This is a genomic window from Halomicrococcus pelagicus (assembly GCF_050954125.1).
Genome location: NZ_JBPBWC010000017.1, coordinates 99,919 through 114,506, shown reverse-complemented (window position 1 = coordinate 114,506; position 14,588 = coordinate 99,919). Strand labels below are relative to the sequence as shown.

The 14,588-nt window shown below is 52.9% G+C and carries 15 protein-coding genes; 12 read left to right on the top strand and 3 right to left on the bottom strand.

Annotated features, from left to right (window positions below):
* Positions 1-701 (bottom strand): DUF4352 domain-containing protein (locus ACRYA2_RS21625; RefSeq protein ID WP_433632963.1); only part of this gene is annotated, 701 nt, incomplete at its 3' end.
* 440 nt (positions 702-1,141) lie between these two features.
* Here ACRYA2_RS21625 and ACRYA2_RS21620 point away from each other — a divergent pair.
* The 3 genes from ACRYA2_RS21620 to ACRYA2_RS21610 are packed head-to-tail and all read left to right on the top strand — an operon-like array spanning position 1,142 to position 3,041.
* Entirely contained in the window at positions 1,142-1,999 is an 858-nt protein-coding gene (locus tag ACRYA2_RS21620; protein ID WP_433632961.1) for an N-glycosylase/DNA lyase, read from the top strand.
* Positions 2,000-2,025: 26 nt separating this feature from the next.
* Entirely contained in the window at positions 2,026-2,610 is a 585-nt protein-coding gene (locus ACRYA2_RS21615) for a transcriptional regulator (RefSeq protein WP_433632959.1), read from the top strand.
* Positions 2,607-3,041, top strand: a complete 435-nt coding sequence (locus ACRYA2_RS21610; RefSeq protein WP_433632957.1) for a DUF6884 domain-containing protein — start codon at positions 2,607-2,609, stop codon at positions 3,039-3,041. Before ACRYA2_RS21615 ends, ACRYA2_RS21610 begins: the two co-directional genes overlap by 4 nt.
* Positions 3,042-3,440: 399 nt before the next feature.
* Here the strand turns inward: ACRYA2_RS21610 and ACRYA2_RS21605 are convergent, their stop codons facing one another.
* Entirely contained in the window at positions 3,441-3,701 is a 261-nt protein-coding gene (locus tag ACRYA2_RS21605) for a hypothetical protein (RefSeq protein WP_433632955.1), read from the bottom strand.
* Between the two features lie 443 nt (positions 3,702-4,144).
* Between ACRYA2_RS21605 and ACRYA2_RS21600 the strand changes: the two genes are divergently transcribed.
* Positions 4,145-5,017, top strand: a complete 873-nt coding sequence (locus ACRYA2_RS21600; protein ID WP_433632953.1) for a hypothetical protein — start codon at positions 4,145-4,147, stop codon at positions 5,015-5,017.
* Between the two features lie 145 nt (positions 5,018-5,162).
* Here the strand turns inward: ACRYA2_RS21600 and ACRYA2_RS21595 are convergent, their stop codons facing one another.
* On the bottom strand, positions 5,163-6,086 hold the full coding sequence (locus ACRYA2_RS21595) for an SRA domain-containing endonuclease (protein WP_433632951.1): 924 nt from the start codon (positions 6,084-6,086) through the stop codon (positions 5,163-5,165).
* A gap of 243 nt (positions 6,087-6,329) precedes the next feature.
* Between ACRYA2_RS21595 and ACRYA2_RS21590 the strand changes: the two genes are divergently transcribed.
* From ACRYA2_RS21590 to ACRYA2_RS21555, 8 genes are all read left to right on the top strand, one after another.
* On the top strand, positions 6,330-7,409 hold the full coding sequence (locus ACRYA2_RS21590) for a type I restriction enzyme HsdR N-terminal domain-containing protein (RefSeq protein ID WP_433632949.1): 1,080 nt from the start codon (positions 6,330-6,332) through the stop codon (positions 7,407-7,409).
* Between the two features lie 723 nt (positions 7,410-8,132).
* On the top strand, positions 8,133-8,651 hold the full coding sequence (locus tag ACRYA2_RS21585; RefSeq protein WP_433632948.1) for a hypothetical protein: 519 nt from the start codon (positions 8,133-8,135) through the stop codon (positions 8,649-8,651).
* A 92-nt stretch (positions 8,652-8,743) separates the two neighbouring features.
* Positions 8,744-9,082, top strand: a complete 339-nt coding sequence (locus ACRYA2_RS21580) for a hypothetical protein (RefSeq protein ID WP_433632946.1) — start codon at positions 8,744-8,746, stop codon at positions 9,080-9,082.
* Positions 9,079-9,486, top strand: coding sequence for a hypothetical protein (locus ACRYA2_RS21575; RefSeq protein ID WP_433632944.1), 408 nt, complete (start codon positions 9,079-9,081; stop codon positions 9,484-9,486). The genes ACRYA2_RS21580 and ACRYA2_RS21575 overlap by 4 nt, the downstream gene beginning before the upstream one ends.
* Complete coding sequence (locus ACRYA2_RS21570; RefSeq protein ID WP_433632942.1) at positions 9,479-9,787, top strand: hypothetical protein; 309 nt, start codon at positions 9,479-9,481, stop codon at positions 9,785-9,787. Before ACRYA2_RS21575 ends, ACRYA2_RS21570 begins: the two co-directional genes overlap by 8 nt.
* Positions 9,788-10,918 (top strand): hypothetical protein, encoded by a 1,131-nt coding sequence (locus tag ACRYA2_RS21565; protein ID WP_433632940.1) that lies wholly within the window; start codon positions 9,788-9,790, stop codon positions 10,916-10,918.
* 1,955 nt (positions 10,919-12,873) lie between these two features.
* A complete protein-coding gene (locus tag ACRYA2_RS21560; RefSeq protein WP_433632938.1) occupies positions 12,874-13,599 on the top strand; it encodes a DMT family transporter in 726 nt (241 codons plus the stop codon).
* Positions 13,600-14,123: 524 nt separating this feature from the next.
* Positions 14,124-14,558, top strand: coding sequence for a helix-turn-helix domain-containing protein (locus ACRYA2_RS21555; RefSeq protein WP_433632936.1), 435 nt, complete (start codon positions 14,124-14,126; stop codon positions 14,556-14,558).
* Positions 14,559-14,588: the final 30 nt, after the last annotated feature.

Below are 14,588 nucleotides of genomic sequence, written 5' to 3'. Positions count from 1 at the left end.
ACGTACTCACGGCCGTCTGCCGCTTGTGCGAATGACCCGAGTTCTGAGGCGGTGCGAACGCCATGGACGACGACTGAAACATCGCTCTGGGACGACGTCTTACCGGGTGAGAGCACATCGACTTTGAGCGACTGCTCAAGATTAGCGATTGACTCTGCTTCCTCGTCAAGCGCTACTGTGACACGGTTGAAGTTGAAGAGATCGAAAGTAGTGAAGTCGAACTGTAAGTTTAGTCCCGACGCGTCTTTCGGGACTTCGAAGACGATATCTCCCCGGGCGACTTCTCCTGCTGCGAGGATACCACTCTGGATTGGGTGGTCAGTACTACTGACGGTGGCGTCATAGACGTGGTTCGAATCGTCTTTGAGTTGAGCCTGCAGGAACCCGTTAAAGTCGATATAGTCCCCGCTCGTGTTTTTGACGGCCATTCGAATAACCCGGTACGTGTTCCCACTTTTGGCCTTCTGGAACTCGCCCAGTTTCTCTGTTTCCTCCACTTCGCGGACAACCATCGCCAAGTTATCGCCTTCGACAACTTCCCCAACCTTGACTGACGCCTTCTTCTGTTTTTGCTTGGACTCCGAGGTCCCATCTCCGCCCTGTGACGATGATGAGCCGTCGCCTTTCGTCGAAGAACTAGTTGTCGTATTCGACCCCGTCCCTGCACAACCTGCAAGGAGAGTGAGAGCACTTGCTGCCACAAATTGTCGTCGACCTAAACGAGATTCCTTATCCATCGATATTATTACAACCCTACATGTTAAATAGAAATGTGCTATATTTATAGTTTTCGTATTGGAGTTTGTAATGTGAAGATTCAGAGGAAATACAGTCATCAAAAGGATGACTCCTAAAGGACTACATTGCCGCGGGACGGGGGTGTTTGGTCGAAGCATATCGCCACTCTGTTCTGCGATTAGGCCGCTGGTTGGCGGCGAGTAGTACCATAGCTGCGATGTGAGTTTTGTTTGACAGCTACGGGAAAACCTTGCGGAGGAATATCCTATATGGTGATAGAAATGTAGATCCGAATTAATTCGAAAATGAGGTCAATAATGGCCATGACGGCTCGTTTGGCGTTCTGGAAGGCTTGGTTATTGCGACCAGAATACTTGTTACCTTCTATGAGATGACTACAAATATGCGAGAGGAGCGCGTAAAGGCTGTGTCAGAAGCGATTGCGGACATCGGCTATGAAGGGATTGTTGCCTTCGATCAGTTCGAACCTGAGTACAACACTATCAAGAGACTCTATCGAGAGTTCGAAGATACCGACCGAGTTCAGCTGCTGGTTATTTGTGCGACGACCCAGGATTTCCAGCTCAATGGAGACGCTCAAGCATTCTGGCGCACACTCACCGACATCTCGCTTGAACACGGCTCCTTAGGCTCACTCACCGATGTAGAGACGATATTATGGGAGTTCATGGAGGAGCCGGTCAACGCCAGGTTCACTAGTATGAAGAGTGCTCGTCTCGAGAAGTTGCTCAATTCAGGATTCGCAGAATGGTTCTTAGCGAATCACCGGGATGTAGAACCGTTCGAAGTGTGGGAACAACTTGCGGATGGTATCGAGAATAAGAAGCGAAAGAAGACGGTGGTCCTCTCTATGAAAATCTATGATATCGCTCACCTCATTGAGACAGGCGAGTATCTGGAATTCCCCTATGATATTCCGATTCCGTGTGACCTACAGGTCGAGCGCGTCTCAGAGACCTCGGGGATAACGGAGTCCACAGAGACGAACAAGGTCATGGCCGCCTGGACAGAGGTGATGGAACGAGTAAGCGAAAAGATCGGTCACCCCATCTCGTTGCTCCGAATCGACTCGATCATCTGGCAAGCCGGGCAGATTATCGGAAAGGCAGGTGAGAATCTCGAAGAGAGCCGCCATGCCCTCGACGCCCATTTCCAAGAAGTCGGTCTCGAGAACCCCGAGCGCACCGCTCTTGCCAACGAACTGACCGCGTCTTTAGAACAGCATCTAGAAATACCATGAAGCGCTCGAGCCATCGAATCTGACAATTGGCGCAGGCCTTCGCAGACGCAATCCCGACCGTCGATGAGACAGCCAACCATAGTAGGTGGAAGCCCGGCATCGGCCCCTTCGAAGAAGAAAACCAAATCGAAAAGACACGAACGGAGCTAGAGAAACAGGCCGCCGTTGAGGAGACGATCAAATACGAAGAACCCTATCCCGACTCCAGCCGCCGTGTCGATCTGCTCCTGGAGAATGACGGCGACCAGTTGCCGATTGAGGCGAAGCTCATCCGGTTCCGACGTGACAACGGCAATATCGATCCGAACATGCATAAGAGCGTCTTCAGCCCATTTCCGGAACGGAGCTCGTCCTCGATGCTGACAGACTGCCAGAAATTGGCAGAATCCGGATTCGACTTCCCCTGTGGAGTACTCGGACTCTATTACGAGCGCAACGAGGAAGAGTACGAGGAACTCCGTGCGAAACGGATCGCCGAGAAATTCACCCTCGATGTAGAGTACTGGTACGACATTCCAATCGAAACTGTTTGCATCGAATCCTTCAGTGGCCTCCGCCACCCCCATCACCAGCACGGGGCGGTCATTGCCTGGAAGCTCACAGAACCATGACACGGGAAATCGGGCTCGTTAGCTGCGTCAAAACCAAGCAGGATAGGCTGGCGAAACCCCGTGATCTCTATACGTCTCAGTACTACCGGAAAATGCGGTCGTATGCCGAAGAGGAACACGACGAGTGGTGGATCCTCTCGGCGAAACACGGCCTACTCGATCCCGATGGACCACCCATCGAACCCTACGATGAGACGCTCACAGGTGCAAGAGTCGCAAAAAAGCGTGACTGGGCGGAAGAAGTGTACCAAGAACTCGAAGAAGCCGGGCTCCTCGAGACTGGTGTGCATCTTGTGATTCACGCAGGGCAAGATTACTACGGTGAACTTCTCCCGAAAATACGGGATTTGGATGGTGTGAGTGTGGAAATCCCGACAGAGGGTCTTTCCATCGGTGAAACGCTTTCGTGGTACACGGAGCGAGAGAACTGACGGATTTGACCCAGGTCCCGTCCAATATCGAACTGCGACCAGCTCGGAAGTCACGTTATGAATATACCCTCTGTATTAGACTATCGGACGGTCGCCACCCACTACGGGTGTGTATACAAGAACGACGGCTCTCGTACAATGGAGGAAATGGCCGACCAGATCTGACCAGCCGGGTGCGAGCACACAACGCCACCATGGGAGGAACTAGAAGTACTGGTCAGGCTGGTTGTCGAGAGTCTACGTGATGATGGCGCCGCGTTTGTGGACGGGGTGCTGTAGTCCGGAGAAGTGGGCGATGGTGTCGACGCTGATTGTGTGGTCAGTCCACTGGTCGACCTCGGTAGCGAATTTCTCTGCGATTTCTTGGGCGGAGATACCGGTGCCAGCGCCGTTGACTGGTCAGTAGTAAGGAGCGAGAAATGTTTTTGTCGCGCGAATGTCTGAGTCGGCGAGCTTTGAGACGTCGTGGACGAACGACCGCGAGTTCTTGTCCTGATAGGGATTGAAGACCTTGCTGAAGCCGCGTGAAGAGAGTTGTTCGTTGGCTTTCTGAAACCGGAAGAGCTTCGCTTCACAGTATTCGCGGCTATTCTCTGCGTCAATGACGAGATCAGCAGACTGCCCACCGGGATACCGTACCTGGCTGGCGTCGGACTTCACAGTATAGACAGTGCCCTCGAATAGGTCGCTGTCCACAACTTCGGCGACGAGGCGTCAATCCGGTCGTCTTCGTCGTGTGGGCCGATCCCCTCACATAGGCCCGATTCTCACCAATTGTTTCATCGACAGCATGTATCACATCCGAGAACTTGGTTGCAAGCTTCCCCGTTGATGTCATTAGCCATTATCAGTGCAAATGGTAATAAAAGTGTAGAAATCCCAGTAGAATTTTGAAACCCGAAACGTCGGGGAGGAAACGGCCGCGTCGGGCGCAGCGTCCTTGCGCATCTGAACGAGGAATCCCACCTATATGTAATAATTATTTTATGATAGCTTGGATACGACTGTCTAGTTGAGGACCGCCTCAGCTGGCGTTCGTCTCTATGAGCTGACTGGCGACATCGGGCTCATCGGTCCGGCGAAGTGGGCAAACAACTGATTCGATGAACCCGCAGTGGCCCACCTTTAACGAAGAGAAAATTGAACACAAGATAGATTATGCTCTGAATACTGATTACAGTTATATGAAATTGAGAAGTTCAAGTAGGTATATTTTTGGTTTCCTGGTAATCGTTGGGATCATTCTTGTTCTATCGTACCCAGGTTCGAGACAATTTCTGAATAATAATTCTGGGGCTGTTTCTGGAACGTTATCCGCATTCTTGATTCTTCTCTACTTCGCCCAGTACCGTACAAATCGAGAGCAACAGCAACTGATGGAGGCAAATCACAAACCGGTGGTAGAGATTGAAGACTACACAGTTGACGAAGACCGACTAGTTATTGAGCTTTCTAATTTCGGCAATGGCGTTGGGAGAAACTTGGAGCTCGTTGTTCTCTCAGTGTTTAAAGAAACCGACAATGTAGCTCCAGACATTTCTACCGCTACTCTCACGCGCCAACCAGAAGATCCAACTCAACATCGGCAAGGTCAATCCATCAAGCCAGGAGAAGACAGAGTATCGTTTGAAGCCCAACCTACTCTGAAGCTAAACTTCAAAGAAAAAGATGGGCTCCAGAATTCCAGATATAGCTTTAAATCTGGAATTCCCGAGTTAGGCCGCCAAGACGTCGGCATAACGTACTTGTATTTTTATATCCGATACGAAGATTTGCTTGGCAAATATTATATAAATAAAGTATTAACTCTAGAAACTAATCCAGAAAGTGAACTAAATGATTTTGCGAAAGTATACAAAGATGCGGGAATTCATCCTGCAGGCTCCCCGCTCGTTGATCAACCTACCGTCATACCGACTACCTTGAGTTTTGACCTTTCAGACGTTGAAATTCATAAAGAGAGAAAAGTAATGTAGATGTATCTCTATCTTATCGTATCGAAACGAATCAAAACTACGCTCTGATCATTCGTTCAGCACGGCTATTCTCTCTGAGTCGCCGTATGGTGATGTGCCGGCTATTTTCACGCACATAGAATAGGAGCGGGCAACCGAGGCCCGGCTATCCAGGCAGGAGTTGTATCGCGACCTTAGCAGTCTGGAACCGGAACGCGTCCCGTGATTGGCCGTTTTCGTCGGGAAGCGTATCGGTTTTATGCGAGACGTATTCGTACTCGCCGAGGTATGTGACGATCCACGGTATCTCGGTATCCTCGAACAAGTGAATGGACTCGCCGTTCGCTTTGTGGTCACGGAGGGCTTTGTTCCCGCTGTCCATCGTCATATCTCCCTCAGTTCCCTCACCGGTGTAGAGGAACGTATCGTCTTCGAGGAATTCGTCGTTGTAGCCGTAGACACTCCCCGAGTCGCCGGTGAAAATCATAATCAGCGGTAGTGCACTCGGGGTTGCAATTCCCTTGTAGCGTTCGCCCTTTAGCACGTCGTGGATGAACCAGCGATTGTATCGCTGCCCGACGTCAAACTCGCCGCCCTCAATTGCAATCCGATATTCGCCGTCTTGTTCTATGATGAGATCGAGTGATTTGAGCCAGTCAAGATGGCCGGTGATGACGTCTATCGGTAGATCATAATCAGGATAGGCTTCTTGCGGGTCACGCTGAATCGCTTCTAACGACCGATGCCCGGCGGCAATCGACCGTGCAATCTCCCGAAAGCCATCAACACCAGTCGCCAATCCCTCGTACATCACAAGTGGTTCCCGGTGCTGCCAGAACGCTTTGCCCTTATTCGTGCACTCTATGCTTTCGTTGGTGACATTGAGGAGGTCGATCGATTCGAGAAACGCAATATTCCGGCGGACGGTACTCTCGGCTCCAGCCGAGGTGTGATTAAGGATCCAGTTGGTAAGTTCGGTCTCAGTTGGCTTCGAGTTCGAAACATAGCGTAGCATCTTCTGCAGGTTGTCGAGTCGCTCATCCACACCACCGAAGAACCGCTCTGTAGTCATCCGAGACTCATTGCCCATGATATCACCAGTCTATCACTCATGTAAATATACTTCCCGTTTCACTGAAGATTACACCGACTCAGATCAAGATGCGATCTCTATTTTATTGAAATCGTGGTTGAGTATCTCAAAGTTCTATCAGCGCCTCTCAGCCCCACGCCTCACTGTAGATGATCAGTTGTTCTGTGATCTAATTCATTTACCGCTTTACCAGTGGATTTTATACATCTCGTACAGCACCACTCTACAACAATTCCCAATATGGATGAAGCCGATGTCGATGCCTACGTTGAGCGGTCTCAGTCACTGATCGAGCAGACGCCACAGATGGATGAGCAGAATACGAAGGTCAAACTCATCCAGCCGCTGATCGAGCTGCTCGGTTGGGATATCTACTCTGCTGATGTCGAATTAGAGTATCCGATGCAGATCGGTCGTGGGAATACTCGTGCAGACTATGCGCTTCAGTTAGAGAACGCACCGGTGGTCTTCATTGAAGCAAAGGGCTGTGACAACTCGTTGTCTGAGGGGGATCGTGGTCAACTAACGAGCTATATGCGACAGAAAGGGGTTGATTGGGGGTTGCTGACGAATGGAGCGCGTTTCGAACTTTTCCGCCGCCGGCAGGACAGTTCTCGACCGGACGAGGTCTCACTGGCCCAGTTCTCGCTTGAGGAGCTTTCAGAGAACTGGTCGACGCTGAAGCTGCTTTCGAAGGAATTGGTAGAGACAGGGGAAGCAGAAACGATTGCCCATCGTATTGAAGCACGGCGACACGCTGTTCAGCGATTGCAGGGAGAGAAGGAACGAATCGCTGAAGAAGTAACGGAGGTTGTCGTTGATGAGATTGGTGAGTCGCTGGCTCAGGAGGTTGAACCCGAATCAAAGGAGTTCATCGATAAATTGATCGGAGCCTTCGAAGAGAGGGAAAATGATTCGAAAGCTCCGGTTGCAGATAGTCAGTCTGAACTGACTGACAAACAGTCCCCGGATGAGTCGGGAGAGGAATCATTCACTGTTACTCTGTATGAGAATGGTGATATTGTTCAGTCTTTCACGGATGGGAATCAGTCGAATGTGATGGCGTCAGCGGTTGATTTTCTAATCCGGGACTATGCTCTCGACGAAAAACTGGAGTCGATTCCATATGTGCCCGGGAAGAAGAGCGCGATTCTCAATACTGAGCCAGTGCATGCGTCAGGTGATCAGATGCGACTGTATAGAGAACTTTCCACTGGATACTATCTTTTTGTCTCGCTAAACCAAGAGGCTAAAAAGCGGCACCTCAGGCACTTCACCGACTGCTGTGGACTAACCACCGAGTTCAGTGGCGATTGGTGACAGCAATGCCGGGGTCGCGTTGAGAAGGCGATCGCGTGACGGAGGAAATGGCCGACCGTGTTTCCTATGTGAACAATATGGAGAGTCAGACAGCATTGGCAGCCAACATATCGAGATCTCGTTCGCTGATCCCGATCTCGCCGGCTGGATGCGAGCCCACGACGCTGACATGGGAGGGAACTAGCCACGAGAGGCAGCGTTACCCGCTCTCGGCGGTCGCGACACGGTAGAAACCCTCTGCTAGTCGCGAATGGGGACTTCCTCCGGATCAAGTTCGTATAGTCCTCTATGGATTTGTTTAACAATATCTGCCATCTGAAGATCACGGAGACGGTTAGAAACGAGTTGTCGACTCTCTCCCGTTCGAGTGGCGAGATAGCTGGGTGTACCACGTCCTTCGCGGAGAATCTCGATGATCTCCCAGTGTAGTTCGTCTAAGTCCTCTTCTTCCGCCATCCTTAGTCTAGTCATTATAGGCCGGTGATTATAGTGTCTATCTGTTCTGCCATAGCTATTTTCACTTCCATTTACGATACTTTTTACAACGTAAATACTAAGGAGCTTGGGTGTGTGTATTCAATCAGAAGCGTGGAGTCGCCTGAAAAGGCCGGTGCTAGTGACACCGACCACGCTTCGGCAAGGATTCCGAAGCATGAGTGCAATCACGTGTGCGAGTGAAAAGCGCATCGACTACCAGCTAACCTCGACGGGAGGCCGTTGTTGATGGCGTCGTTCGACGAGCAGCCGAACGGCGGCGCGCTCTCGGTTGAGGCCACACTCGGCGAGACGGTGTTCGAACCAGTCGAACGCCTCGAGCCAACCGACCAAACCATCAGTGAAGACGCCGACCAACCCACCACTAGCGACACGCCCGACGACGAGATCACGCGAGCGTACCTTGTCGAACTCCGTGTTGGCTGGCAGACCCACAAGAAGACGAGCGACGAACAGCCCTATCTGTACTGCATTTACGCAACCGGGGACTGCCAGCGGTTCTTCGAACGCCGCCTAAGGATCGACTACGACGAGGACGGCTTCCAGATCCCCGACGACACCACCCTGTATAGCTCGGTCACCACCACAAAAACAGGCAACAGCACGCTGCCCTCCACCCCACCAGGGGAATCCCCCACAGAAACACGCAGGCACTACCGGCACATCCTCGAAGCCCGCCACGGGATCGACACCAACGCCCACCACGACACTACCGCGAGCGACTACAGGAGCGAGGTGCGTGCCTGAATGCCTACCAGTGCACGCCCCTATTGGATAGCGACAGCGCCCGCCGCACACCCAGGCCACCCACCACGCCACGCCGGGGGAGGTGAGCGACGGTGACGCGTGAGGACGACGGCGTGATCCGGTCGCTCGCCCAGACTGATCCGGTCCAGGTCGACACCAAACACCGCACACTCACCGGAGTGGTCTACCAACACACTCACCACGAGCCCGAACTCACCTTGCGTGGCCCCGAACCCGGCGAGCACATCCTGTACTTTGCGACGCCGTGCCACGACTGCTACCGGCTCGAATACACCTACTATCACGAGTACGACCACACCCAGACCAGGCTCGCCCGCTACGAATGCCGACCCGACGGCGAGTACGCCTGGCACCACACCCACGCCACCATCCACACCATCACCAGTCCCAACCAGGGTGACCACCAATGACCCACGGCGTCCCACAGCCGCTCGACCCCCGCGACCCCACCACGCTCGTCCAGGAGCTGTCGCCCGGCGACCGCGTTCGCATCACAACCACCGAGCGACCACGCACCATCCTTACCGTCGCTGATACCATACCCACCCCCTCCAAGGGGCCACGCCTCGTTTTCAGTGTACCGCCGACTACCACTAACGCTCACGAGCACGTCCAGCACGCCCACTACCACTGCAGTCCCTCCGAGTCTGATTCGTCGACGATGACTGTCACCGAGTACCCGAGTAGCGACACGCCCCCAGAGTGTATCGGCACGCTCACCACCATCGCCCACCTCCCACGGCTCTCCACGCCACCAACCGACGACGCTCCCACAACAGCACCAGCAGTATCGGAGGTGCACGTCAATGAGTAACAACACCACCAGTTCCGGAGTAACCAACCACCACACCAACCGAGAAGCGTCCCAACCCCAGTCTGACGACGGCAGCCAGCCACCGTACCGAGACCCCGACCGCCTGCGCGAAGTCTACGAGCAGGAGGGCACAATAGCTGCAACAGCTACCTATTTCGATATCTCCGCGATGACCGCCCGCACGTGGCTGATCAAGTTCGACATCTTCGACCCCGACACCGACAGGGTGGAGCGGCCCGCCCAGCAACTCCAGGAACTCGACCCCGAGGACGTCGGCCTCCCACCACGGGGTGAGCGATAGATGGCTGCCACCAGCCAGGCCACCCAGCCACAGCAGCCCGAGTCGGAGCCCCAGCCCAAGAACACTCAGAAGACGTTCTGGACCGACAACGAGGGCGACACCAAGCTCGAAACACTCGCCGCACTCAACGACTGCTCGCAGGGAGCCCTCCTCCGCAATCTCATCGACGACGCGTTCACCGACCAGTTCGACGACCTCGACCCCACGCATATCGAACAGGGCCATGTGTCGGTAGAGGACCTTCAGGCGCTCGCGAACGACGAGATCACCGTCGAGGAACTCGATCTCGAGGCCGACTCCGACACATCGATCGGGGAGTACGAGCCCGACTCATACTATCTCACGGTCACGCCCGACGACCTTGCCGAACCCGGTCCCGAACTCGACTGGAAGACGCTGCGGGACGCGGTCAAGAATCCCGAGGATGGCGGGTACTGGAGCGACGACCTCGAAATCCACGAGAGTCGTGTCAGTGAAGACACCCTGAAGGCGAGCCACCGACCAGCCGCTCGCATCCTCACTGGCCTTGCACGCTCACAGGCCTACGAGAACGGTATCGTCCCCCGAGAGACGATTGACGACCTCGTCGACACCTACTGCCTCCACCTCACAAACCGCGTTGCAGACGCTGAACAAGAGCGTGGCGAGGAACACATCCGCGAGACGTACACGAACATCGTCACCGACCTGCTGTACGAGAATCCGAGCCCGTCCGCCGATTCGTACTACTGTAGCAAGGACACCCTCCGGACACGGCTGCAGACGGAGCTCGACACGGCACAGTCTGTCGCCGAGCGCGCCGACACCGTCACCAACTTCGACGCCTGGAAATCGACCGATGTCGACGAAGACGATGACACCAACGAACTGCGCGAGGAGTGGAAGCGAGATCTCGCCCGCTGGCTCACCGATATCGCTCGCGCAAAACATACCGGCCGCATGTACGCCATGGAACTCCAGCGAGGCAACTACGAGGTCGACCACGCTGATGAGAATATGACGGCGTTCGATGCGGTACACGCTCGCCTGGACGACGCGCTCGAAGCGGTCGACGATCTCCCAGCGGATGTGACTGCCGACGTCATCAGCCGACTCGATGACGCGTTCGTCGCCGTCATCACAAACGAGTAGGCATCCATCGCCAGCGATAGTCGCCCTAGCGCCGGTAGCGACAGCTGTGGTGATCACGACCGAATAGCCCGGTAGAAGCGACTCGCTACGATTGCTCCGGCACCGGTAGCCACATACCAGTCGGAAGAGTACTACATCCGGGATGCGTCCAGCACGGTTTGTGACGCTGTGTTTTGTGTATAGCGGCGTAGTCTTGTTAGTACAGTCGCTGTTCGTCTATCACGTGCAACTCGGCCTCGTGAGTCTCGCGCGGGTTGGCGTTGCCCTGACGTTTCTTGGAACTGGTCTTGAGCGGCTTCGCCGGCCAGCGGTAGAAGAAGATAATCCAGCAACCTACGGGCTATTCGCATACACAATAGCGGTCCTCTGTCTCGCCCTGACAGTAATCGTGCTTGCGCAACTATTCGTCGTCTAAGAGTCACGGATAGTGCGATTAACACGGAGAGAAGGCGAGCCGTGACCGAGAGCCATCACGATAACGGCGCTGCCAACGGATGCAAGCGTGGGATCACGACTAGCACTGTTGCAGGACACACTAGACCATCATAGGACACAGTACCTGATGGGCGACCAACGAGAGTGATATCACTCGACGGGTGTCAACAGCTGCCGGGACACCACGTGTCCAGTGAAACTGACGCTCACCACCCCGAGACACCCCCGGTCGCGAGTGATATCACAATCGCCGCTCTTGTTCTCGTCCACGCTTGTCCACCTACATCTGGGGCCGACGAACGCAACACGAGACGCTCACGCCGATACGCCGTCGATAGCACGCAGAACGAGAAACACCACGGAGAGCGGCAAGCGAGTACCGTTCCGGACTCCCCGTGGTCGTCCGTCACTCCAACGGGTGTCGTACGGACGTCTAAATTCACTAGCCGTATAAAGGTTGCTCGTATAGCCAATTAGTTTAAACGTCTATACAGAGGAATCGACACAGGATTTCAACTGGTGTTGCCCCAGACGACCGTAGTCAGTGGTGCGTTCTACCCCCATCCCGGGGGTGGTGTCGGCGTGAGTTGGACGACGAGAACACCCGGGGTTGTGATATCACTTCGACGAACCGTGGTAGGTCTGGAGAATGCAGAGATGATTATATCGGAGGCTGTATCAACTCGGTTCTATGCCCATGGTCGGTATCGTGGTCAGCGTTCGCGTTACTCGAGTAGATGCTTGATTTCTCCGTCGAGACCGCGTGACGAGTTTTGATGGCAATTTAGAATGTGTTGGAATCCTTGTCGGAGCAGATTCGGGCGAGATCAGGGCGCGACGGCTGCCTGTCAATATCCTCGATAGGAGGCACTAATACAGAATAGCCAAATTCAGATTAGGCTATTTTGGAGTTGATTATTCAGGGACTTTAATGATATATAAATGTAAATAGTTTGGGCTGGTTCATGGACTGAGAGAGCGAGTTTGGACGGCGTTGCGAGCTAATTAGCAATTTTGTTACCGCAGGTTAAGGAGTATGAGGAGACAGCTGATAACCGATAGCTGGCACGACGATAATATGTTGACAGGTTTGTCAGCATTATCATCTAGATCGTTGACGGATCGGTTTTGTTGATGGATTCCTGTAAATCAACGACTGAAACGAATACGAGGCTAGTTCTTTGAGCAGTATCTCGATGATATTGTGCGCAGGGGAGCGATCAAATGGACACTCATGAATCTCGTGCAGAGCGATTCTGTTGTATCTTGGGGAGAGCGGAATCGGGGGGAATAATTATCTGGCGCCCCTCTGGTAAATTGTGAATAATCGTTTCGCGACTGTTGGACTGTTTGGGATTCTGGCTACATTATGGGGGCTTTCGTTTCTAGCAATTTCGGTCGGGCTGAAGTCGCTGGAGCCAGTACTTCTTGCTGCTTTCCGTTATGATGTCGCTGCTGTTCTCCTGCTGGGCTATGCGAATTTCCGGGATAACAATTAGTTGCCGACTGACCGTGCGAACATGAGTGCCATTCTCGCCGGTGCAGTGTTTCTCGTCGGATCAAATGCCTTTCTCTTTATCGGCCAGCAAACGGTGTCGACTGGAATGGCTGCCATCCTACAGAGTTTACTTCCGATTGTGACATCGTTGTGGGCGTTAGGTTTTCTTCCGGAAGAACGGGTCTCGATGATGGGTGCATTCGGTATTTTACTGGGCTTTCTCGGTGTTGGCCTGATTGTACGCCCGGATCCTAGCAACTTACTTGGGAACGAAATTGTTGGGCGGTTTCTAGTTTTTCTTCAGGTAGCGGGTGTGGCGCTTGGTGGTGTTCTTATTCAGCGTGTAGGCCCAACGCTTGACAAAGCTGCTCTCTCAGGATGGTCGATGTTCATTGGAGGACTCCTCCTTCATGCGGTTAGTGTTGGTGTCGGCGAATCGTTCTCGCTGCCAACATCTTTTGAAGCCAGTGTTTCTGTTGCCTATCTTGGAGTTTTTGCCACCGCTATCGCCTTTTTTATCTACTTTACTCTTCTAGAGGTCCGGGGCGCGCTCGAAACGTCGCTCATTTCCTACCTCATACCAGTTGTCGCTACGGTGGTGGGAGTTGTCGCTTTAGGAGAATCTATCACACCGCTCACTGTCATTGGGTTCCTCGTTGTCTTCACTGGGTTTCTTCTCCTCAAACGTCAGGCGATCGCTGAGATACTGAACGAGACGATGGGGAAAAAGGAGAAAACAGGAAGCTAAAATATACTTGAACGGTTTTTCGGACGTAGCCTTCGCTAGCTGTTCAACCATCACTAAAGTGATTTCACATCTGTTTCTATCCGTCCGGGTTCTGCTTTCGTCGGTTATGGAAATCTGAGAAAAGAATCTTCTATTTGACAGAGGAAGAAGACTATGACATCGCTCTGCTTGGTTATCTAACTGGAATTCAGGGGTTTGTAACGCTCTACCATCGAATTGCTTTTGTGGGTTGACTCTACAAGAGGTTCAGAAGAATGTTGAGTGTACGGATCCGGGTGAATTACGAAGGGGATTGGACGACGGATCTGCGTGGCTACGACGTGAGCGGACAGTTTCTGGCATCTACATTTCGTGGACGGCGATATTTGGGGATTATGAGTCTTGATCTCACTGAGGAGAATTTCGATGATGTTCTCCGGACAATACGGGAGCATGATAATACTGAATCTTTAGATGTAATCGAATCAAGCCAGTTCCAGTATCGTGATCGACTGACAGTAACAGTCCTCATCCGAGGCAACTACATGGAGTACACACCACTACAAATCCTCCTGTACGAAGGCTATCTACCATTTGGAGCATTCGGTGAGCTAGAAAATGGTCAAATGGTGTTTGATCTGCTAGTTGAGGATCGGGAAAGTATCTCCGAGGCAGTGAATCTGCTCCGGGAATTTGGCAGTGTACAAGTCGAACGAATCACGAAAGATTTCCAGACTCATGTCGTTCCGAGTGTAACCGAGTGGCAAAATCTCTTGCAATCGTTTTCTGACCGACAACGAGAGATACTAGATACGGCCATTGAGATGGGATACTACGAGCGACCGCGTGAAACGACGCTAAAGGAGCTTGCCGAGGAATTAGAGCTCGCGAAAACAACGGTATCACAGCATCTTCGTAAAGCAGAACGACGGGTAGTAGAATTTGTTGCTGAATACGTTAATCTAGCTCACTCCAGCTAACAGCTACTGAGTAGTATAAAAATCGATAAC